Origin of the sequence: Rickettsia japonica YH, assembly GCF_000283595.1 — a bacterium.
GTDB lineage: Bacteria > Pseudomonadota > Alphaproteobacteria > Rickettsiales > Rickettsiaceae > Rickettsia > Rickettsia rickettsii.
On the sequence record NC_016050.1, the window covers coordinates 916,321 to 938,680 of the forward strand.

Below are 22,360 nucleotides of genomic sequence, written 5' to 3' on the forward strand. Positions count from 1 at the left end.
CGCAATGACGGTAACACGTTTTTAACATAATAAATATGTCCCATAACCTAAAGCAATTATTTCAACAACATAACGTAAAAGGTTTGTCGATTAATTCTAAAACCGTTAAGGATAAAGACGTCTTTTTTGCGATTAAAGGACGGAATACTGATGGAAATGATTTTATTAAGGATGCTTTAAGCAAAGGTGCAGTATTAGTAATTACGGACAATAAAAAAAATATTGTTATAGATAAAGTAATTTACGTAAAAGATGTGCAGGCAGCTTTATATGAAGCCATAGAAATATTCTATCCTAAAAAACCAAAGGATCTAATAGCCGTAACCGGTACTAACGGTAAAAGCTCGGTAGTATCCTATATAGCTCAAACATATTCATTACTTGGGAAAAAAGCAGCATCTATAGGTACGATAGGGGTAGAAATATTTGGCTGCGTTAATCTTATAAATGATGTACCGGAATTAACAACTTTAGACTATTTAAGCTTTAGAAAAATTGCTCATAATTTAGCTGAAAATGGTATAGAATATTTAGTTTTTGAAGCTTCTAGTCATGGTCTTGATCAAGCAAGACTTAGGGACATAAAAGTAAATATTGCATGTTTTACTAGCTTTAGTCAGGATCATCTAGATTACCACCATACAAAAGAAAATTATTTATTAGCCAAACTGAAATTATTTATAAATCATTTATTACCGAACGGCATCGCAATATTAAATTCTGATATAGAAGAAATAGAGTTTGTTAAAGATTATCTACATAATCATAATATTAAATTTATAACCGTTGGGAAAAAAGGTGATTTAGAAATAACTAGAATTAACGGTTCTTTAAAAGGACAAAATATTAATTTTACATTTAATAATAGAGAATATAATTTTAATACCCCGATAATTGGTAGCTTTCAGGCTAGTAATTTATTAATTGCTATTCTTAGCATTCATTATATTGGTTTTGCTTTTGATGATGTTATAGATTCTTTAGTAGAAGTTAAAGCAGTAAAAGGCAGAATGGAGAGAATAGATAACACTAATATCTTCGTTGATTATGCCCACACTCCTGACGCTCTTGAAAAAGCTTTAACGGAACTGAAAAATATTAAATTACGTGATAGTAAGCTAAGTGTAGTTTTTGGCTGCGGCGGTAATCGTGATAAGGCAAAGAGAAGTCTTATGGGGCAAATAGCCGCAAAACGTGTCGATACCATCATAATTACAGATGATAATCCACGCCATGAAGACCCAAAGCTTATTAGAGCTGAAATCATAAGCGGTATAGAGAAAGCAGATTATACAGAAATAGCCAATAGAGAAGAGGCTATTAAATACGGTATAAATAATTTAAAACAAGATGATATCTTATTAGTTGCCGGCAAAGGTCATGAAAATTACCAAATTATAGGCGATAAGAAATTACCTTTTGATGATGCTGAGGTTGTGAGGAAGTGTTTAAAAGTTTGTCATCCCGTGGCTTGACCCATAGTACCGGACAGTTTTAAAAAAACCTTGATGTCATCCCCGCGGAAGCGGGGATCCAGAAAAATAACTTCAATATTAATACAGAAGTTACATATTTGATAAAATAAACATATAAAAAGCAAGCTTTTTATATGTTTACTGGCTTCCCGCCTACGCGGGAATGACATAAACAAGCCATACAACAACACATAAATAACAAAAACATATGATCTGGAACTCTAAAACTTTAAGTGCTGTTCTCGGTATAACAATCTCTAATTCTATAAATTGTAATGAAGTGCAATTTAATTCCAAAGATGTTAAAAAAGGTGATTTATTTATAGCACTTCAAGGTAATAGAGATGGTCACGATTATGTTCTAGATGCAATAGATAAAGGAGCAGCAGCCGTAATTATTAGTAAGCGAGTAGAGATCAATGATAAAGATAAAATTATCTTAGTCGATAATTGTTTTGAAGCTCTACAAAAAATGGCTTTATATAAACGAGAGAATTCAAAAGCTAAATTTATAGCTATAACAGGCAGCGTCGGTAAAACTTCTACCAAAGAAGCACTGAAAGTATTATTACAACATGATTTTCTAGTTTTTGCTAGCCGAGGTAACTTCAATAACAAACTCGGTATGCTTATTAATCTTGCTTCAATGGCTGATGATACGGAATATGCTATTTTTGAGCTTGGCATGAACCATAAAGGTGAAATAAGAGAGCTGGTTCAAATATTAAAGCCGAATATTGCCATGATTACTAATATTTCGGAGGCGCATTTAGAATTTTTTAACTCGCTTGAAGAGATAGCTGAAGCTAAATGTGAGATTTTTGCAAATTTTAGCAAAAATGATATTGCCGTTATTAATGCCGATACTAATTGCTATAACAAAATATTATCGATATTAAAAAACCTTTCTATCACCGATATACATAGTTTCGGTAGATCAGCTAAAACTTCAGCAGAATTAATTTTATATGAGAACCTAGGAGAGCAAGTCTACTTAAAGTATAAGATAAATAATAAAGTCTTAGATGTAACGATACCGTTTATTCCTCGGCATTTTACCGAAAATTATACTGGTGTACTTTTAATTATCGATATATTAGGTAAAGATATAGAGATAGCTGCAAATCACTTAGCAAATATTTCTCCTGCTAAAGGAAGAGGGGAAATTATCAATATACAAAATTGTCGTGTAATTTGTGATTACTATAACGCAAGTCCGCAGTCAATGAAAGCTGCATTAGAATATTTAAAACAAGTACCTGCCGAGCATAAAACTGCTATAATAGGCGATATGCTAGAGCTAGGGGAAAATTCTAAACGATTACATGAGAAACTAGTGCAATACATATTAGATGCCGCTTGTTCTAAGGTCTATTTAGTAGGAGTAAATACTAAATATATTGATGATTTACTACCTTCCAAAATAGCTAAAAAATACTTTAAAAATGTTGATGAATTAATTACGCATATCACGGATTTATTTGAAGGTAATGAGCTTATTCTAATAAAAGGGTCAAGAGGCGTAAAACTTGATAAGATTGTTGATTATTATAAATAAATACACTAGGATATTCTTAATATTGTGTGGTTTGGTTGCCCGTAATTGCGCGGAAATTACGTAGTAATTGACGAAGCAATCTCAGTATGTTTGACGAGATTGCTGCCGCGCAGTCTACGACTGCTCGCAATGACGATTTGGTATCCATGCACAATGAATAACATCAAAATATACTTTTAAATTTAAATCTACAAATGTTATACAATCTTTTACTTCCTCATATCCATAATTCACATATAGCTAATTTATTTCACTATATTACTTTTCGTAGCGGTCTTGCTATTATTATAACTCTAAGCCTTAGTTTTATCACGGGTCCGATATTAATAGAATTTCTGCGATCTCTTCAAAAAAACGGTCAGCCTATACGCTCAGACGGACCTGAATCGCATCAAACAAAAGTAGGTACTCCGACAATGGGGGGCATTATGATTATTTTGTCTAGTTGTCTTTCTACTTTATTACTTGCTGATTTAACGAATAAATATATTTGGATTACGTTATTTGGTTTTATTAGTTTTGGTATTATAGGATTTATGGATGATTATGCTAAGGTAACTAAAAATAATCATTACGGAGTAAGAGGAAAAAGTAAGCTTTTACTTCAAGGAATTATTAGCTTCATTATATGTGTTTTACTAGAATATCTGGATAAAAGTCCAAGTCATTTACTTAACGTACCGTTTTTTAAAAATTTAAGTTTGGATCTTGGTTATTTTTATATAGTTTTTGCTATATTTGTTATAGTCGGCTCTTCTAATGCTGTGAATCTAACGGATGGGCTTGATGGTCTTGCTACCGTTCCTATTGCCTTTACTGCCGGTTCTTTTGCTTTAATAAGTTATTTAGTAGGAAATCTAATTTACTCGAACTACTTACAGCTAACCTATATACCGAATACCGGAGAGTTAACGGTGTTATGTGCGGGATTAGTCGGTAGCTGCCTTGGATTTTTATGGTTTAATGCGCAACCGGCAGAAGTTTTTATGGGTGATACCGGTAGTCTAAGTCTTGGCGGTGTGCTTGGTATTATTAGCGTTATTACTAAGCATGAAATAGTTTTAGCTATAGTCGGTGGCTTGTTTGTTATTGAAACGGCATCCGTAATTTTACAGGTATATTACTTCAAAGCTACTAAAGGAAAAAGAATATTTAAAATGGCACCGCTCCATCATCATTTTGAAAAACACGGCTGGGCAGAATCAAAAGTCGTAATAAGATTTTGGATTATTTCAGTTATATTTGCTCTTGTAGGCTTATCATCCTTAAAATTACGTTAACTATATTCGGTTATCTATCTTTTATTTATCAAAAATACATTACATAAATTAACTTTCTATTTGCTTTTGTACAAGAAATTTGCTATAATAATGATATTAATTTATAAGTAGGTGTATGGCATGGTTAAAGAAATAGATATAAGTAAATTATTAGCACAAGAAAATAATGCTTTAAATACTATATTAAGCCAAGTAAATGAATTATGCGAACAAAATAAGCAGTTGCAAGGTTTAATCGAAATACAAAATGAAACTAAAGCACTAGAAAAAGAACATAATAGATCGCTGCCTTGGTTTAAAAGATTTGTAAAAACAGTTTCTAATGTAAAGTATATTTTGATAAAAAGTGAAGAACAGTTAACAAATGAAGCAATAAAGTATAATAATAAAATATTAAAAGATATTGATAATAAGATATATAATATAGTGGAAAAATCTGTACCTTTAAAGCAAGAATTACAAGAAGAAATCGCAAAAAATTTTAAGGATTTAACAAAGAAAGATTTATCTAAAGATCAAAGAGCAAGATTATCGGAAGTATTTTTTAGTTATAAGAGTAAACCTGAAAGATTCTCAGCTCTACATATGACAAATCCATTACAATTCATTAATGCTGAAGCACTAGAGAAACAATATAATTCTTTAAATGCTACAAAACAAAACATCCAAAATTTAATATCCGAAAATTCTAATATCAGAGAACTTAAAGAAATACAAAAACAGGTTGCTGAAATTAGGGCAGAAGTACCTTATACATTTTTTGAAAAATTAAATAATATTTGGCAAAATGTTAAAAATGTTTTTGTAAATAATAGTGAGCAGGTTTTAGCAAAAAACAAAGAGAGTAATACTAGAACAATTAGCAAGATAGAGGAACAATTATATAAAACGAAGCATAAATTTGAGGAATTAATTGAAAATAAAGAAAGAAATATTAAGGATATAATTGCAAAATTACCTGACAATGAGGAGTTACAAAAGATAGTAAGTAACCTTACAAATCACATGGCTTCAAAAAAAGAACCAATATTAGCAAATTCATCCCTAGATAAACCTTTGGAAAATAATATAACACCACCGCCTTCTTTACCGGAAAATAACATTCCACCTCCGCCACCGCCTTCTTTACCGGAAAATAACATTCCACCTCCACCTCCACCACCGCCTTCTTTATCGGAAAATAACATTCCACCTCCACCTCCACCACCGCCTTCTTTATCGGAAAATAACATTCCACCTCCACCTCCACCACCGCCACCGCCTATGCCTACGGCTCAGACTAAGACATTATCTAAGCCTGTAGAAGCTACTACGGTTAAAAGACCGGAAAATCAACCACGTCCTTCTATAGATACTTCTGATTTAATGGGAGAAATAGCAGGGCCACACAAACTAAAAAAAGTTGAAAAAACGGATGTTCAGGAACAAGATTCTAGAGATTTATTGCTGCAGTCCATAAGAGGTGAACACAAACTAAAAAAAGTTGAAATTGACCCTAATACAGGAAAACCGGTTGCACATTCTCAGAGTAAGCCTGCTCAGAATGTTAACAAACTTAGTGGAGTTGCATCAATTTTAGCACGAAGAGTTGCTATGGAGATGAGTGATAGTAGTAGCAGTGAAAGCGATAGTGGTAACTGGAGTGATGTTAGTGTTAATAGGAATAAATCAAAAATTCTTAAAACTAAAGGAGAACGAGATGCTAAAGTGACTACGCATGCTCAAAAAATTAATAATAGGAACTCACAAAAACCATCATTTGTTAGATAATAAATGTCATTCCCGCGGAAGCGGGAATCCAGTAAAACCTATAAAAACTTGTTTTTTTAGGTTTATTTTATCAATTAATGGTAATTTTATAGCAGCATTAAAGTTATTTTTTGGATTCCCGCTTCCGCGGGAATGACATAAAACACCATATAAATCTACCCTTTAAACTTCTTAGTTATTTCAACTATTCTTTTACCAAAGAAATTAGCAGTTCTTAAATCGCCTTGAGTAGGAGTAATATCAGGAGAAGATTTGTGGTTAGATTGAGTCATACGTCCTGACCAGCTACCTAAGCGGTTAATTTTAATTTTATCGGGATCAGGCATCTCATGATCGGAAAAATTCGGAGCAGCTTCAGCTTGCCCGACCCAAATCATACAATGCTGCATAGCGAAGTGAAATAGCTGCTGAATACTGCATACCTGCATAAGAAGTAGAATTAGTAAAAGCTGCAGCTATTTTATCTTGCCATTGTTGTTGTGCCCATCTAGTTGAGGTAGCTTCCATAAATATTTTAAACGATCTGGCTAAACTACCCATATAGGTTGGGACTCCAAAAATGATAGCATCTGCATTGTCTAATAAATCCCAATCGAGATTATCAGGTTTATCTTTATTTATTTGTATAAGAAACATTTGCTCCTACTTCTTGTATGCTCTTATTTAGTTCTTCAGCTACTTTTGCAGTATGACCGTATCCACTATAATATACGATAGCTACTTTAACCATTTTATTCTCCATATTATAAATTAACTATAAACTCGGCTTCAGTTTTAGACTTTATTTCTTCAATAGTAACATCGTCAGCTTGTCTAACTAATATCATTTCATCTTTATCAATATCAAAAATTCCAAGATCGGTAATTACTCTGTTAACTACTTTTTTACCTGTTAACGGAAAGCTGCATTCTTTTAATAATTTAGCACCGCCATCTTTTGCGTTATGTTCCATTATAATAACTACTCTTTTGGTGTTAGCGACCAAATCCATAGCTCCTCCCATACCTTTAACCATTTTACCCGGAATAGTCCAGTTGGCAAGATCTCCTGTTTGTGAGACTTGCATAGCACCTAAAATAGTTAAATCGACATGCGAACCTCTAATCATCCCAAATGAAAAGCTACTGTCGAAATAGCTGCTTTCAGGAATAGCAGTAATAGTTTGCTTACCGGCGTTAATTAAATCAGGATCTTCCTCTCCTGCGTAAGGAAATGGTCCCATACCAAGCATACCGTTCTCGCTTTGAAATATTACATTCACTCCTTGAGGTATATAATTTGCTACATGCGTAGGCATACCTATACCAAGATTGACATATAATCCGTCTTTAAGTTCCTCTGCTGTTATTTGATAAATTTCTTCTTTGCTCCAAGGCATCTCTTATTTTTCCTTGACAGTTAATTGCTCAATACGTTTCTCATATTTTTCACCTACTATTAATCGCTGTATGAAAATATTAGGTGTGTGAATATTGTTAGGGTCAAGCTCTCCCACCTCAACTATTTCCTCTACTTCACAAACTGTAACTTTAGCGGCACCTGCCATGACTGAATTAAAATTTCGTGCAGTTTTATTGTAAATCACGTTGCCGCTTTTATCAGCTTTAAAGCCTTTAATAATAGCAAGGTCAGCTTGAAGGGCAGTTTCCATTATATATTTTTTGCCGTTAAACTCCTTTGTTTCTTTACCTTCCTCTACAATTGTACCTATACCTGTTTTAGTATAAAAAGCCGGAATTCCCATACAAGCAGCCCTAATTCGTTCAGCTAAAGTTCCTTGTGGGTTTAGCTCAAGCTCTAAAACCTTATCAAGATATTGTTGCTCAAAAATCTTATTTTCTCCGACATACGAAGAAATCATTTTTTTTATTTGTTTAGTTTGAAGAAGAAGCCCAAGTCCGAAATTGTCAACACCGCAATTATTGCTTATAACTGTTAAATTTTGAACATTGATTTTAAGAAGTGCATTTATTAAATTTTCAGGAATACCGCATAGACCGAATCCGCCCGACATTATAGTCATGCCGTCATAAAGAAGTCCTTCAAGAGCAGCTTCAGCCGAAGGATAGATTTTATTCATAAATTTTAAATTATTTAATATCTATTATTTAAGAAATTAGGAGGCTTTTCAAAAGAAGTCAAGGATATACACAAGTTTGGTATATTAAAACAATACTTTACAAGAAATTAAATTTAACCATTGCTGCTTATTTTTTGTATTCATCAACAGTATTAGTAACTGCATCAAATATTGATGATGATATAACAATTCAAGAAAATTCTAAAAAAAATTATAGTTATATAGTGACTTATGATAAAGATATGTCCTCAAGAGCGAGTAGCGATGCTGCTATGTCATTAATTGAAGGTTACCGTCCATTAGATGATGCTATGTTTGCCGATTCAGATAATATAGCTATGAAGATCTTAAGTTATATTACAAGATTTACTGCTACATCTTGGATTATGGTAGGTAATCATGAAATAGGAGGTTATGGAGCAAGAGCAAAGAATTTGATTTAAAAGTAACAAAATATGAAGTAGATCCTTTTGAGGATACAACATATTTTAAAACTAAAGATTTTAATTCTTTGCAAGTTCATAAGCAAATTGCTATAGATACAGGGGGAATGCAAGCAAGTTATTTGTTATCTGAAAATATTAAAGATAGATACATGGCAAGTAACAAAATTAATCCTACTTACGGTATAGGTTATTTATGGACAAGACTAGATCAAGCAAGTTATATTTTTAGTACTAAGTTTGATGGCAAAGATAAAAGCGTTAATGATATAAATGCATATGTAAAAGCGATTAACTCCATATACGGTAAAAATTATATTACTAAAATTCGTTCATATGCTTATTTAGATTTATTTGATCCGTTTTTATTCTATTCAGGATATTCATTTTTAATGAATACTAACTTAAATAATATTCCGATGATTGAATTAGGACCGGTTAAATATTTACCGGCTACTGAGCGATACTTGCTCCATACGGTTTAGAGTGTGGTTTAGTTAACCATTTTGTTGTTGATAATAAATATATGCAAGTTAATATTCATTACGGCAAAAATCAAAAATTTAAGTCTTACGGTGTCGGAGTTAAAGCTAATAACTTAGTCAAAGTTGAATTTATCGGTTTAGGTTTAGAAGCGACATTTTGGAATCAGCCTAAAATGTTAACCGCTACCCCTTTAAAAGAAAGTTGTAAGCAAGGTGGACTTGGAGCCGTTAATTTGGGGCTTAGCTTAAATGAAACATTTAAGATAGTCGGCTCAGACGGTTACAAAACAGCAGGATTTATAGAAGGTATGCCTTTAAAATTCTCAGCTATAGTTAGAGCAGGGTTAAAATGAGATTTATAAGAGAAGGCTTGTTGCATGATTAATATGTCATTCCTGCGAAAGCAGAAATCCAGAAAAAAGCGCTATACATCAAGCTTTTAATTTTAAAAACTTACTGTGTATGCACCGTTTAATTACTGGATTCCCGCTTTTGCAAGAGTGACATATTAGTCATAATTTGTATATTTTATTATTCTTCTTTTATTATAAAGTATATATATTTGTATATAAGATAATTATGACTATATATGCTAACTATTTTAGAACAATTCTTATTCTCTTCTGTAAAAACGTTCATTAATATACGTGAAGATACCGTATCTGCTCTTAAAAGGCTTGGTATTAACAATATTCGTGATTTATTATTTTATCTACCTGTTTCATATCAAAATAAAATATTATCACCTAATTTAACTGAAGTTAGAGACGGTGACATAATCCAAACAGAAATTGTAGTTGAGAGCATTAATTTACCAAAGAAAAGTAGTCAGCCTTTAAAAATTACAGCTAGCAATGATACTGGTTCTTTGTTATTAGTGTTTTTTCATAAACCCCCACCGTTTATTTTTAATAAGCTGCAAGTTGGTACTTCTCATATTATCAGCGGAAAGGTACAATTTTTTGATCATTACTTACAAATTGCGCATCCTGAATTTATTGTAAATCCTAAACTCGCAAAAGAAATAGAGCCGATTTATTCCCTGACATATTTACTTAGTAACAAGCAGTTATATTCATATATCATAAAAGCAATAGAGATATTTGAAGAGAAGTGTAAGAGTATAGAAGATAAAGAAGTAAAAGATTATTTAGATATTATATTGCAGAATTTGCAAATATTGCATGTTTTCCGTCATTGCGAGGAGGCATTCATGCCGACGAAGCAATCCAGTAATGTAAAATTAATAAATTCTAGATTGCCGCAGCCCCTAAAGGGGCTGCGCAATGACGATTTATATACTAACGCCAAAAAACAACTAGCAGCTAAGGAGCTTATCGCTAATCAAATATCTCTTTTAAATGTACGTACGCAAATAAGTAGAAGACAAGGTAATATTTACCCTAAAGCTGTATCTATTCAAACAAATATATTAAATGAGCTAGGATTTGAGTTAACTTCTTATCAAAAGCAAGTCATAGAAGAAATAGAGTGTGATCAAAGCAATAAAATAGAAATGATGAGATTGTTGCAAGGCGATGTTGGCTCTGGTAAAACTTTGGTAGCTTTGCTGACGATGGTAAATGTGGTAGCCACTGGATTTCAAGCAACGCTTATGGCTCCAACTGATTTGCTTGCCAATCAGCATTATGAGTTTTTTGTTAAAGCTTTAAAAAATACTAATATAAGAGTCGGATTACTTACAGGTAAGATACTGGGGGCAGCTCGTAAAAATATTATGATACAACTTGACAACGATGAGATTGATATATTAGTCGGCACTCATGCTTTATTTCAAGAAAAAGTAACTTTTAAGAAACTAGGTTATATAGTTATTGATGAGCAGCATAGATTTGGGGTGCAACAGCGTTTGAATTTAATAAATAAAGGAGTAAATCCCGATGTTTTAGTTATGACTGCAACGCCGATTCCTCGAAGCCTTGCACTTACTATGTTTGGTGATATGACTATCTCAAAGCTAATGGGTAAGCCGAAAAGTCGTTTACCTATCGCTACAAATACCATATCCGTTAATAAGATAGAGCATATTATAGCAGCGATAAATAAGAAGCTTATTGCAGGTGAGCGGGTATATTGGATTTGTCCATTGATAGAGCAGGGAGCGAAAGAAACGTCGGAAGAGGATAGTTTATTGATGGATGTGATGAATCGTTTTAACTCTATCGACAATATCTATCAAGGTTATACCGGTATTATTCACGGTAAGATGAAGAACGAGCAGAAAGACCAAATAATGAAGCAATTTAAGGAAGGTGAAATTAAGATATTAGTTGCAACAACCGTTATTGAAGTTGGAATAGACATACCTGAAGCCACTTTGATAATTATTGAAAATGCCGAGCAATTTGGTCTCGCTCAACTTCATCAGCTTAGAGGTAGAGTAGGGCGGGGTAGTTTGCAGTCATATTGTATATTGTTATACAATCCTAAAAGGCTTAGAAAAGTTGCACGAGATAGGTTTGAGATAATGAAACAAACTAATGATGGATTTTATATAGCTGAGCAGGATTTAAAACTTCGAGGTAGTGGTGAGATTTTAGGAGTAAAACAAAGCGGCGAAATCGCATTTTTCTTCGCCGATTTAGCGGACGATTATGACCTACTTCTTAAAGCGCATAAATTTGCGGAAATAGGCTCAAAAGGTAATGTAAATTTTGTTAACTTTCAGATCAAGCTCTTTGCCAAATTTCAAGTAAGCGAGTTGGTTTAGTGTGAATATGCTATTGCCGCTTGGCATTGGCGTTGTTGCGTGGTTCGATTTTTACCGTCATTGCGAGAAAAGAATTACGCAGTAATTTGATGAAGCAATCTTGTGCCAAAGTCCTGAGATTGTCATGCTCCTTTCAGTCGCTTGCAATGACGAAAAACCGCACCGTGCAAGCAAGCTTTTTTATAAAATCTAGAATACTATAAGTTAAAGCTAATCCTGTGTGATTTCAGCAAGTCTAGTAAACAGAGCGTCAATCATATCCCAGCCTTTTTTTTGAATAGTGAGTAAAGAAGAATCATTAATGTTTATTTGTTTTAATAAATCTATTCCTATTTGTTCATGTTCAGGATCAAGATACATATGTGTTTTGAAATGTTTTGCTGCTTTATGATTAAAAAATATTGATCCTAGTTTTGCATAAAATATAGTAGCACAAGACTCTATTACTAAATGGACAAGGACGGCTCTTTCACTATCTCCAAGAGTCATCATTTTTAGCGTAAACCAAGAACCTAAGGCCTCAAAAATAGAATCTGTAGTTTCTTCATTATTTTCTAGATTTTGGAATAATTCTCTATTATGTCCAAATTCATCGGTAAGATGCTCCCATGCAAGTTGTTGAAATTCTTTTGTTTCAGAAAACACTACTCTTGCTAATACCATTTTTTGAAACTCATCTGACCAAATCCGAAAATGTTTAAGAAATTTATTTTTTCGTAGCGTACTATCTAACCTAATTTTAAATAGTTTGTTTTTTTTAAATTGCTCTTTATATTGTTCATTATCCAAAATTAAACGATCTATTATATTCATATATTTAATTATTAATTTATTTAAATATATTAATATTAACTAAATTACGCTGTCACTCATTATTAATGTTATTTACCAATTTTTAAAACCATATGTGTATTTATAGCTTAATATGAATTGTAAGATCATAATGTGTATGCAGTAAATATATAAAACATTGCGACTTATCCATTTTAGATTTATAGCTATTTTTTGTGAATAATCGCTTAGGATCATTAATATATAGGTAATTGTTAAGAAAGTGAGGTTTAAAATTAAGTCAGTATTTGAAAAATTAAACTCATTAAAGGAAAAAATCGCAAGAGTAAAAAGAGTTGAATGCACGAAAGAGGTAAAAATTGCTATAAAACAGCAAAGTTTTAAGTTTGCCTGCTCATGTTTTGAAATAAATCCAAGTATCATTGTAGCAATTACAAGAGTCCCGTAATCAATCAAAGCCCAGCTAATATACCACAATAGTACCATTATAATTGCATGACAATAACCGCTATAGAAAAAGTGAGTTAAAGAATTACGAAAATAATAAATATACCATTGCCCTAAATAGATAGAGATTAGAATATTTGTAGTAAGAAATTGTTTAAATAGTACAGTGGTATATATTTGTAATAAAACACCGAATATTATTATATGGGTTTTTGGTTTATCATGAAAATTATAACCGGCAAAAAAGCAAAATACTGGCATAGCTGTACGACCTATGATCCGCATAATCGTTAATTCAGGATATAGATATAAACCTACATGATCAATGATCATGGTTATAATAGCTAAGGCTTTTAGCCAATCCTGATAATTTGATTGGTGCTTATTTTTTGTTATTATCATAATTAACCGCTTTTAATAAATATGCCGTGCCAAAAAATGCTCCCATTCCAACTGCAATTGTACTACCTAGCATACAGACTTTAATCAGTAAAGATTCCGAATAAAAATATTCTAAATAATAATGCTTTATTAAAGCAATTATAATAGACATTAAGATACAGCATAACAAAATTTTACCGCAGAAAAGTTTTATACCGGCTTCTATATGAAGCTTATTTTGTTTTTTAGTATAGCTATATAATAAACCTAGATTATACCAAGCTGCAATAGATGTACCGACTGCAATACCGATATGTTTCAAATAATCCATTAATAATAGGTTCATGCCGGTATTAATTATTATTGAAAATAAGGTTATTTTGAGTGGTGCTTTAGTATCTCCGTTAGCATAAAAAATAGGAGTTAAAATTTTTGCCAAAATAAAAGCAGGGAGCCCAAGTGCAAACGCAGAAATAGCCTCAGCTGTATTTGTAGTATCTTGGCTCGTGAATACTCCTCTTTCATAAATTATATTAATAATCGGATGAGATAGAATTATAATACCGAATGTAGCAGGCAACGATAATAATAATCCCATTCTAATAGCATTATTCTGTATTTTTTTTGCAACTACTATATCATTTGATTTATAGATTTTTGACAGCTCAGGTAGCAATATAGTAGAGAAGCTAGTACCTATTATTGATAGAGGAAATTGATATATCCGGTCGGCATAAGATAATATAGAAATAGCACCTTCAATAAAGCTAGCAATAGATTGGGATATGAAAAGGTTTAATTGCTGTATGCCGGAGCTAATGGTTGCCGGTCCCATATTAATCAAAAGCTTTTTTACATCGGGATCGCTTGGGTTAAAAATTATCGGAAAGTTTAAATCCGCTCTTTTCACACAGACAAACATAAACGAAACTTGTAATATTCCGGCCATTATTAAAGATAAGCTAATTGAGATAGTAGATTCTATATAATGATCAAATGTTAAAGTAAAAATTATTACGCATATACTTAAAATAACCGGTGAAAAAGCAAATGCAGCGAATTTTCTTACAGAGTTTAATATTCCGCCAAGTAGAGCCGTTAATGAAACAAATATTAAATAAGGTATTGTAATGCGGCATAAAAATACCGTAAGCTCAAATTTTTCTTTTTTACCGTGAAATCCAGGAACAATAAACAGCATTAATTGTGGCATGAAGATTTGCATTAATGCTATTATTACTATTAATGTCAGAAGTAAAAGGGTAAAAACCTCACCTGAAAAATTATTAGCGGCTTTCTTAGAAATAAGCATTTTTTCATTATAAATAGGAATGAATACGCTTGATAATGCTCCTTCTGCAAAAATTCTTCTAAATAGATTCGGTAGTTTAAAAGCAACATTAATGCTATCACCCATAGGTGTAGAGCCGAATAATGATGCGATAAACTGTTCACGCACTAAGCCAAATATGCGAGAAATTAATGTGCAAAAAGCTACTACGACTCCTGAACGAAATAATCGACTTCTTGCATAACTTGCTTCTAAAGGTAATTTGTGCGTCAATCCGGTACTCGCATTCTCATGTACTAAAGTGTACGCTGTGGTGCTGCGTTCCGTGTTTCTTTCAAATTCCTCTTTATTAGCTACATTATGCAAGAAGTCGGTCACTGTTTGTTTTTTATCTTATTTTTCTGATGTCATTCCCGCGGAGGCGGGGATCCAGTAAAACCTATAAAAACAAGTTTTTATAGGTTTATTTTGTTAATTAATGTGTAATTGTTGAGTCGGGATTAAGGCTACTTTTTCTGGCTTCCCGCCTCCGCGGGAATGACATCCAACACCATGCAAGCAACGTCATGAATTCTTATCCCTAGCTGACCCTATCTATTCCTTCATTGATTAAAGCGTCTGCTTTTGATTTATTTTCCCATCCAGTAACTTTAACCCATTTACCTTTTTCTAAATCTTTATAATGCTCAAAGAAATGCACGATACGTTTCTTGAGCATGTCACATAAATCATCTAGCTCTTTAATATGATCGAAAGTAATATCGAGCTTAGAAGTCGGTACTGCGATTATTTTCTCATCAAGCCCTGATTCGTCTTCCATCATCAATACACCGACTGCTCGGCATTTTATAACTGACCCAGGTACTACTGGATGATGAGCTACGACAAGTACGTCTACCGGATCACCGTCATTTGAAAGAGTATGAGGAATAAAACCGTAATTGCATGGATAGCTCATGGTAGTTTGCATAAAGCGATCAACAAAAACTGCTCCTGATTCTTTGTCAAATTCGTATTTGATTGGACCGCTATTCATCGGAATTTCGATAATTACGTTTATTTCGTAATTATTTGCTTTTGCTTTGATTTTATCTATAAACATGTTGTTATTTATTTGGTTTAGTTATTTTTCGTCATTGCGAGGAGAATTACAACATAATTCGACGAAGCAATCTCAGGCCTATTTTACTAGATTACCACGTCGCTTCGCTCTTCGCAATGACGTTGTTATTGCGGAGGTCTGTAATTCTCATCATGCTTTGCAAGTAATTGTCTTGCTATAAATTTCCCGTTCGACAATTGCCCGATGGCAATAATTCCTTGTCCTTTACGAAATAGAGCCGGAAGGGCTCCTTGATATAATATCTCGAAATCCTTAATATTATCGGTAATAACAAAACTTATCTTATCGTCAGCAATTTTATTTATTGAGTCTGTTTTAACAAGCCCACCGACTCTTAACTCTTTGCCTTGTTCTATTTCATTAATTTTTGACGGCGGCAAAAAAAATACTATATTTTTCTCTAAATTGTAAAGTATTATAATAATTCCTAAACATGCTGAGCAGAAACAAATAATTATTGTTATTAATCTATTTCTTACTCTCTTTTGCATTAAAGTTCTGTTTATTTTTCAATGACTTGTAATTTAAAAAACTTACAATTAACAATATCGCTAAGGTTAAAAAGGTAAATAAATACGCTACCGATATATAATTATTCATTTCTTAAAAATTCCATAATTTCCTTAGGTGAAGAATCTAAATAGAAATGTTTCAGATATTTCCCGTTTGCATCGATTAAATATGTAAAAGATGAATGATCAAGCATATAGTTCGGGTCGTCATCATCACCATGCACACGAGCATAGAAAACCTTGAATTTATCAGTTACATCTTTTATTTGCTGCTCGTTACCGGTAAGACCTATAAATTTCGGATGAAAATGTTTTAGATATTCTTTAAGTGCTATAGGAGTATCACGTTTTGGGTCAATAGTGATAAAAACAGGTAGAATATCTATTTTATGTTTATTTAAAATTTCTACAATCTCCGTCATTTTATTTAGAGAGGTTGGGCATATATCAGGACAACTAGTAAATCCAAAGTAAATGAGGCTTAAGTTGCCTTTCAACTTATCACTATTAAATATCTTTCCATTTTGGTCTATTAGTTCAAAATCACCGCCTATTTTTACGTTATCTTCATAGATATTAACTTGACCGGCAAGTGGCTTTTCAGGCGTTCTTAAAGATAACAACAAATATAATGCTCCTACTCCTATTAATAAGCTAATTACGATAATTATTTTTATAATATTAGACTGTATTTTCATAAGATATTATCCATTTTTGCGTTGTCATCCTAGCTGGTCCTGCTGTATGGCTCTTATGTCATTCCTGAGAAAGCAGGAATCCAGAGAAAAGTGAAAATGTCATACCGTGGCTTGACTACGGTATCTTATATCACAGGCCGTGTTCTGAGATCCCGCAATCAAGTTGCGGGATGACATTAAAGGTTACTGGATTCCCGCTTTCGTGGGAATGACATAAAAAGACCATACAACCAAGTCTACTCTTTTACACAAGCCCTAATTTTTTAGGTTTAAAATATTTTACCCAAATATCTATTAACAATTTAGTAATGATAATCGCCGAAAACATTGAAGATATAATCCCGATCGTTAATGCAACGGCAAAACCTTTTATTGCACCTACTCCAAATATATAAAGTAAAAAAGCAACGATTAAAGTAGTTAGGTTAGCATCAAGGATAGTGGCAAACGCAGATTCAAAACCGGTTCTAATAGCATAAAGATTAGACACTCCTTTATGCAGTTCCTCTTTAATTCTTTCGTAAATCAATACATTAGCATCAACAGCCATACCCATAGTGAGTATTATTCCTGCAATTCCCGGCAGAGTTAAAGTAGCTTGGAAAAGTGAAAGTAAAGCTAAAATATATAACAATGCAAGGCTTAAGGCTATATTGGCAAATAAACCAAGCACACCGTAAGACCAAACCATAAATATACACACTGCTATAAATCCTATAAGTCCTGCTTTTTTGCCCGACTCTATAGAATCAGCACCCAAATTTGGACCTATACTTCTCTCTTCAATAATTTTAAGTGGGGCAGGAAGCGAACCGGCTCGCAATAATAGTGCAAGCTCATTTGCCGACTCAACGGTAAAATTTCCTGTTATTATACCGCTTCCGCCCATAATCGCTCCGTTTATCGTTGGAGCACTTAGTAATTTATTGTCTAAAACTATAGCAAGGCGTTTACCGGTATTATTTTTAGTTATTTCACCAAATATTTTACTACCTAAATTGTTGAAAGAAAAAGCAACTACCGCTTGCGAATTTTGGTCAAAAGAAGCTGAAGCAGTTGTAAGCTGATCCCCACCCAAAACAACTTTTTTCTTTATAACGACATAATACTCCCCATGACTTTCGTTATCTCCCTTAACTAGCATTGAACCTACTGGAACATGTCCTTTTACCGCTTCTTCGATATTGGCATTTTCATCAACTAAATGAAAAGTTAGCTTTGCAGTTTTCCCTAATATATTCTTCAGGTAAGAGGGATTTTCTTCACCGGGAACTTGCAGTAATATATGCTTATCGCCTTGTTTCTGTAGGGTCGGCTCTTTAGTGCCGGTACTATCAACTCTCATGCGAACGATCTCAATAGATTGGTCTACTACCTTATTAAGTAAGTCATTTAATCTAGATTCGCTGTAGCGAAGCTTTATTTTATTTTCATTTACTTCAGCGATAATTTCTGGATCGATTTTATTAATTATTTTCTTTAACGGCTTTAATTTCTCAGGCGATCTTACTTCTAATTGAATGCTATTTTGTCTAACTAACAGATTTTTATAGCTGATTTTATCCTCACGAAAATTTTTGCGTAAAGTGTCGGCAAGATTTTCCATTGAATCATTTAAGTAGGTGTCAAAATCAACATCGAGTAATAAATGGGATCCTCCTCTAAGATCAAGTCCTAGATTTACTGAATCATGAGGTAGAAACTTAGAGTTTACCTGCATGAAATTAGGTAAGGCACAAATAACTGCAAAAACCGTACATATAATTGAAAGAAAAATTTTCCACTTAGGAAGATTTTGCACCGCTTACCTTCTTATCTTTTTTGTTGTTTTCTTTTTTTACTGCTACTTCTTGTGTACGACTAGTTATATCGATAATAGCACTTTTTAAAACTTTAATACGTACATCTTTAGCTATTTCGATTTCAATATTATTGTCATTTTCACTTATTTTAGTCACAATACCATAAATGCCGCTATTTGTTAGAACTTCTTCGCCTTTTTTAACTTCACTTACTAATTTCTCTCTTTCTTTGCGTCGTGTTTCTTGTGGACGTAATAATAAGAAGTAAAATACAGCAAAAATTAAAACCATCGGTATTAAGCTTGTTAACCCCGATTGTAAAGAATTTGTTTCTACGGGCACTACCTCAGTTTCCTGTATTTCTATAGTGTCGTTATTATTTGCCTGATTATCTTGCGTATTTGCTGACATATGTAATTTCCTAATTGTTGCAATAGTCTTCCTGTATAACCTCTTTCTAAAAGTAATTTGTATACCGCAGATACTTCAAGATTTGGTACGTCAAATTTTAGGCTTCGCCTTTGCTCATGTAGTTTGCTACGCTCCGCAGGCTCACCACTTATTTGGCTTCCAACTTTTGAAGTATTTGCAGTATACATCAATCCGGTACTCGCATCTCACGTCCCTTTTTGTACGCTGCGGTGCTGCGTGCCGTGTTTCCTTAAAATTTCTCTTTATAAGATAGGTTATGCACTAAGTCTAATAAAATAAAAATAGCTACCTAATAGCTTTAATGCAAGGGTAAAATAATAATATAAAATATATTTAAATGTATTTTATACTAATATAAGTTATCACAAAACCGATAAATGGCTATTTTTATGACAGTTATAAATACTAGAATTTCTAATGAACTAGATATTATACTTTCTAATGTTGCTAAGGAAATCGATAGACCAAAAGGATATATTATACGTAAAGCAATAGAAAGTTATATAGAAGAAAAAGCAGATTTATTAATTGCTTTGTCTCGTATAGAAAAAAGAGAAGAAGTAATTTCATTAGAAGATATTAAGAAAAAATATGGTTTGGAAGATTGAATTTATGATAAACTTACTGATGTCATTTGCAAAAGGGCGTTGTTGCTTAGCTCGAAAAACATGCTCTACATCATTCCCGCCTACGCGGGAATGACATAAAACGAACAAAATCAGTGGAGCGGGTGAAGGGATTCGAACCCTCGACTTCAACCTTGGCAAGGTAGCGCTCTACCCCTGAGCTACACCCGCTTAAATAAAATAACGGCGTTTTAATGTAAAAAGTTTAAGGGGATCAAAATTAATTACATATAAAACGCCTTAGTGCTTTTTAATCTAAGCGGATCTGAATATAAGTAATTATAAGATAAATTGCAAGTATTAAATTAGAAATTTATTGGCATTGCTCAATAAAGATAGATTTATTTAATAAATTAACGCCATTGCAAGGAAATTACAAAGTATATTGACTAAGCAATCTAGTTAAAAACTCTGTAAACTAGAATTTATTATTATTTTTTTAGATTGATATGCTCCTTTCAGTCGCTCAGCTCATTATACGACACCTGTCTTGAGTTAGCAATGCTATAAAATCTAATTTTGTTAAATTGACTTTTATTTTTATATAAAACAGTATAGTTCTTTATTAATTTTAACTAATCTGTAAAAAAGTATGTGAAGTTACGCAAAAGAGCAAAAAAGTTTAGCCCGTAATCAAAAAGAAGCATAGGACTATTTTTATCTATTGTTATATTTCTTGAGTATTGTGACCTAATGCTTTACGTGCATATAGCAATACTTTTAAATGATTTATTTTTTTTCTAAGTATGATCCTTTTGTTAATTCACTTCTTAATGCTTTTGCGTTTTGTTCTACTTTCGTTTTTAGACCGGTAGGGGCTATATAATATTTGGTTGGATTGGTGACAATATAGGCAGAAAAGCAACTGTTATTATCACCACAGCTATTATGGCAATTACTATTACAACAACTCTTGCTCCTTACTCAGAAATAGGTATAGCTGCTACTATTATGTAGAGTTGCTCAAGGGATCTCATCAATGGGCGAGATTATAGGGGCTCAAATTTACTTAACCGAAATCACAAAACCTCCTACTCAATATTCAAGCGTGGCTATGATTGTCGCAGCATCTACTGTAGTAGGCGTTGCAGTACTCGGTATAGCATCTATAGTTACCAGCTATAGTTTTAGTTGGCGTATAGCCTTTTGGATGGGAGCAGTGATTGCCGTGATTGGACTAACTGCACGAACTACTTTATAGGAAACTCCTGTATTTGCAGATGCAAAACACCAACTTCAAGAAAGCTTAGCTGATGCTATTGAAAAAGGAGATATAAATATTAAAAAACCATTTTCTACTACAAGAAAAGGTCAATAAAAAAACCTGTTTGGCTTATTTTTTAATTGAATGTGCATGGCCTGTATCATTTTATTTTACCTACTCACATTGTAGTAATATATTAAAAAATACCTTTGGTTACACCAGTGAACAGATCATACATAATAATTTTATTGTCTCAATAGTAAATTTAGGTTCATATATAACATTAACTTATCTACGCTATAAAATATATCCATTAATTCTTATAAAATTTAAGTTATTAATATTTTGGTTATTTGCTTTATCACGAGCTTTAATGTTTGCAGTTTCTTCTTGTAGAACAATTTACTTGATAGATTATTTTAATCACTGGGGATTATTATTCTTGATTATTCCAATTCTAATTGGTTATAACATTTGGAGTAAATCATTTTATAAAGTTAGAGGAGGAAGCAGAGAGTTATTATTAGAAAAAGCTTTGTGTCTTTCAAGTTCAATATTAAAAACTTTTAGGCATAACTTAGCAAATTCTCGTTCTAGTTTATAATTTATATTAGCAGCGACCAAAAGAAAATTTATTAAAGTCTCTTCAATAATTTTTCTAGTTTTCTCAGGTGATTTAATTCCCAAAGTTTGCACATTATGCATTCGGTCAAATAATTTTATTAATGCCGTATTGTATCTTTTCTCTGTAATTAATCAGTTTAGGCTTTCTCCGCTACTTATCTTCCCGTAAGATTTAATTCTAGTTAGACCTTCTACGTGTTTTGCTACTTCCGGTCCAAAAATTTCGGTAATTGCTTCTTCAGTTAATTCTGTATCCTCAATAGTATCATGAAGTAACGCAGCTTGTAGCATTATGGTCGTAAAAAGCTTAGGAACTTCTTCAGCTACAAACTCTGCAAGCATAATCGTCACCTCAATCGGATGGGAGTAATAAGGATCACCTGATTGACGTATTTGAGAACCGTGATACGTGCATAGTAGATACCTTTTTTGATTTCGAGCATATCTGAGTATATCTATAGGATTTGCTACTTTAGTATTTAAATATTCGAGTTTATCAAGTAATTTTTTACTATAAACACAAATTGCAAACTTTTTTTTCCAAGAGCTTATATCTTCCATAAAAGTTATTTCTTATTTTTTGTTAATAATAGTTGATTACAATT

Annotated in this window: 25 protein-coding genes, 1 tRNA gene and 2 pseudogenes; 11 read left to right on the forward strand and 17 right to left on the reverse strand. The window is 32.6% G+C overall.

What is annotated here, in order from left to right:
- The first annotated feature begins 35 nt into the window (after window positions 1–35).
- From RJP_RS04975 to RJP_RS04990, 4 genes are all read left to right on the forward strand, one after another.
- The gene (locus RJP_RS04975; protein WP_014120970.1) at window positions 36–1,475 is read left to right on the forward strand and encodes a UDP-N-acetylmuramoyl-L-alanyl-D-glutamate--2,6-diaminopimelate ligase; all 1,440 of its coding nucleotides are present in this window, start codon (window positions 36–38) and stop codon (window positions 1,473–1,475) included.
- 208 nt (window positions 1,476–1,683) lie between these two features.
- A complete protein-coding gene (locus tag RJP_RS04980) occupies window positions 1,684–3,033 on the forward strand; it encodes a UDP-N-acetylmuramoyl-tripeptide--D-alanyl-D-alanine ligase (RefSeq protein WP_014120971.1) in 1,350 nt (449 codons plus the stop codon).
- Between the two features lie 194 nt (window positions 3,034–3,227).
- Window positions 3,228–4,313, forward strand: coding sequence for a phospho-N-acetylmuramoyl-pentapeptide-transferase (gene mraY, locus RJP_RS04985; protein ID WP_014120972.1), 1,086 nt, complete (start codon window positions 3,228–3,230; stop codon window positions 4,311–4,313).
- 120 nt (window positions 4,314–4,433) lie between these two features.
- Window positions 4,434–6,083, forward strand: a complete 1,650-nt coding sequence (locus RJP_RS04990) for a V-type ATP synthase subunit I domain-containing protein (RefSeq protein ID WP_024704622.1) — start codon at window positions 4,434–4,436, stop codon at window positions 6,081–6,083.
- 155 nt (window positions 6,084–6,238) lie between these two features.
- Here the strand turns inward: RJP_RS04990 and RJP_RS10675 are convergent, their stop codons facing one another.
- From RJP_RS10675 to RJP_RS05010, 5 genes are read right to left on the reverse strand one after another with little or no spacing between them, the layout of a single operon-like run.
- Complete coding sequence (locus RJP_RS10675; protein WP_024704623.1) at window positions 6,239–6,460, reverse strand: hypothetical protein; 222 nt, start codon at window positions 6,458–6,460, stop codon at window positions 6,239–6,241.
- On the reverse strand, window positions 6,438–6,719 hold the full coding sequence (locus tag RJP_RS10680) for a flavodoxin family protein (protein ID WP_024704624.1): 282 nt from the start codon (window positions 6,717–6,719) through the stop codon (window positions 6,438–6,440). Before RJP_RS10680 ends, RJP_RS10675 begins: the two co-directional genes overlap by 23 nt.
- Window positions 6,697–6,813, reverse strand: coding sequence for a flavodoxin family protein (locus RJP_RS10685; protein WP_109559333.1), 117 nt, complete (start codon window positions 6,811–6,813; stop codon window positions 6,697–6,699). Before RJP_RS10685 ends, RJP_RS10680 begins: the two co-directional genes overlap by 23 nt.
- A gap of 13 nt (window positions 6,814–6,826) precedes the next feature.
- Window positions 6,827–7,462: a 3-oxoacid CoA-transferase subunit B gene (locus tag RJP_RS05005; protein WP_014120974.1), complete on the reverse strand. Its 636-nt coding sequence runs from the start codon at window positions 7,460–7,462 to the stop codon at window positions 6,827–6,829.
- Window positions 7,463–7,465: 3 nt separating this feature from the next.
- A complete protein-coding gene (locus tag RJP_RS05010) occupies window positions 7,466–8,164 on the reverse strand; it encodes a CoA transferase subunit A (protein ID WP_014120975.1) in 699 nt (232 codons plus the stop codon).
- 134 nt (window positions 8,165–8,298) lie between these two features.
- Between RJP_RS05010 and RJP_RS05015 the strand changes: the two genes are divergently transcribed.
- The 4 genes from RJP_RS05015 to RJP_RS05030 all read left to right on the forward strand — a co-directional run bounded on the left by RJP_RS05015 (window position 8,299) and on the right by RJP_RS05030 (window position 11,823).
- The gene (locus RJP_RS05015) at window positions 8,299–8,607 is read left to right on the forward strand and encodes a hypothetical protein (protein WP_024704625.1); all 309 of its coding nucleotides are present in this window, start codon (window positions 8,299–8,301) and stop codon (window positions 8,605–8,607) included.
- A 68-nt stretch (window positions 8,608–8,675) separates the two neighbouring features.
- Entirely contained in the window at window positions 8,676–9,092 is a 417-nt protein-coding gene (locus RJP_RS05020; protein WP_225981235.1) for a hypothetical protein, read from the forward strand.
- A gap of 41 nt (window positions 9,093–9,133) precedes the next feature.
- Window positions 9,134–9,445: a hypothetical protein gene (locus RJP_RS10690; RefSeq protein ID WP_225981234.1), complete on the forward strand. Its 312-nt coding sequence runs from the start codon at window positions 9,134–9,136 to the stop codon at window positions 9,443–9,445.
- A 236-nt stretch (window positions 9,446–9,681) separates the two neighbouring features.
- A complete protein-coding gene (locus tag RJP_RS05030; protein ID WP_014120976.1) occupies window positions 9,682–11,823 on the forward strand; it encodes an ATP-dependent DNA helicase RecG in 2,142 nt (713 codons plus the stop codon).
- A 210-nt stretch (window positions 11,824–12,033) separates the two neighbouring features.
- Here the strand turns inward: RJP_RS05030 and RJP_RS05035 are convergent, their stop codons facing one another.
- The 9 genes from RJP_RS05035 to RJP_RS11435 form a co-directional block, all read right to left on the reverse strand.
- Window positions 12,034–12,636, reverse strand: a complete 603-nt coding sequence (locus tag RJP_RS05035; protein WP_014120977.1) for a hypothetical protein — start codon at window positions 12,634–12,636, stop codon at window positions 12,034–12,036.
- 72 nt (window positions 12,637–12,708) lie between these two features.
- Window positions 12,709–13,464: a TraX family protein gene (locus tag RJP_RS05040; protein ID WP_014120978.1), complete on the reverse strand. Its 756-nt coding sequence runs from the start codon at window positions 13,462–13,464 to the stop codon at window positions 12,709–12,711.
- Window positions 13,445–15,007 (reverse strand): murein biosynthesis integral membrane protein MurJ, encoded by a 1,563-nt coding sequence (gene murJ, locus RJP_RS05045; RefSeq protein WP_410525723.1) that lies wholly within the window; start codon window positions 15,005–15,007, stop codon window positions 13,445–13,447. Before murJ ends, RJP_RS05040 begins: the two co-directional genes overlap by 20 nt.
- Window positions 15,008–15,314: 307 nt before the next feature.
- The gene (gene ppa, locus RJP_RS05050; protein ID WP_014120980.1) at window positions 15,315–15,836 is read right to left on the reverse strand and encodes an inorganic diphosphatase; all 522 of its coding nucleotides are present in this window, start codon (window positions 15,834–15,836) and stop codon (window positions 15,315–15,317) included.
- Between the two features lie 125 nt (window positions 15,837–15,961).
- Window positions 15,962–16,348 carry a cytochrome c maturation protein CcmE gene (gene ccmE, locus RJP_RS05055; RefSeq protein WP_014120981.1) on the reverse strand — a complete coding sequence of 129 codons (387 nt, stop codon included), beginning with the start codon at window positions 16,346–16,348 and terminating at the stop codon, window positions 15,962–15,964.
- Window positions 16,349–16,449: 101 nt separating this feature from the next.
- On the reverse strand, window positions 16,450–17,067 hold the full coding sequence (locus RJP_RS05060) for an SCO family protein (protein WP_014120982.1): 618 nt from the start codon (window positions 17,065–17,067) through the stop codon (window positions 16,450–16,452).
- A gap of 244 nt (window positions 17,068–17,311) precedes the next feature.
- A complete protein-coding gene (gene secD / locus RJP_RS05065; protein ID WP_014120983.1) occupies window positions 17,312–18,868 on the reverse strand; it encodes a protein translocase subunit SecD in 1,557 nt (518 codons plus the stop codon).
- On the reverse strand, window positions 18,852–19,280 hold the full coding sequence (yajC, locus tag RJP_RS05070) for a preprotein translocase subunit YajC (protein WP_014120984.1): 429 nt from the start codon (window positions 19,278–19,280) through the stop codon (window positions 18,852–18,854). Before yajC ends, secD begins: the two co-directional genes overlap by 17 nt.
- The gene (locus RJP_RS11435; RefSeq protein WP_014120985.1) at window positions 19,232–19,471 is read right to left on the reverse strand and encodes a palindromic element RPE5 domain-containing protein; all 240 of its coding nucleotides are present in this window, start codon (window positions 19,469–19,471) and stop codon (window positions 19,232–19,234) included. The genes yajC and RJP_RS11435 overlap by 49 nt, the downstream gene beginning before the upstream one ends.
- Before the next feature lie 207 nt (window positions 19,472–19,678).
- On the opposite strand from RJP_RS11435, the gene RJP_RS05075 reads away from it, so the two are divergent.
- Entirely contained in the window at window positions 19,679–19,909 is a 231-nt protein-coding gene (locus tag RJP_RS05075; protein WP_014014538.1) for an antitoxin, read from the forward strand.
- A 114-nt stretch (window positions 19,910–20,023) separates the two neighbouring features.
- On the opposite strand, the gene RJP_RS05080 is transcribed toward RJP_RS05075, so the two are convergent.
- Window positions 20,024–20,098, reverse strand: a tRNA-Gly gene (locus RJP_RS05080).
- 808 nt (window positions 20,099–20,906) lie between these two features.
- Here RJP_RS05080 and RJP_RS05085 point away from each other — a divergent pair.
- Window positions 20,907–21,128, forward strand: coding sequence for a hypothetical protein (locus tag RJP_RS05085; RefSeq protein WP_041405561.1), 222 nt, complete (start codon window positions 20,907–20,909; stop codon window positions 21,126–21,128).
- A gap of 352 nt (window positions 21,129–21,480) precedes the next feature.
- Window positions 21,481–21,658, forward strand: a pseudogene (locus RJP_RS11440) (proline/betaine transporter); the annotation flags it as partial.
- Here the strand turns inward: RJP_RS11440 and RJP_RS11605 are convergent.
- Both RJP_RS11605 and RJP_RS05090 read right to left on the reverse strand, forming a co-directional pair.
- The gene (locus RJP_RS11605; protein ID WP_390889712.1) at window positions 21,621–21,767 is read right to left on the reverse strand and encodes a guanosine polyphosphate pyrophosphohydrolase; all 147 of its coding nucleotides are present in this window, start codon (window positions 21,765–21,767) and stop codon (window positions 21,621–21,623) included. The pseudogene RJP_RS11440 and the gene RJP_RS11605 overlap by 38 nt on opposite strands.
- Window positions 21,746–22,316, reverse strand: a pseudogene (locus RJP_RS05090) (HD domain-containing protein); the annotation flags it as partial. The pseudogene RJP_RS05090 and the gene RJP_RS11605, both read right to left, overlap by 22 nt.
- Between the last annotated feature and the right edge of the window lie 44 nt (window positions 22,317–22,360).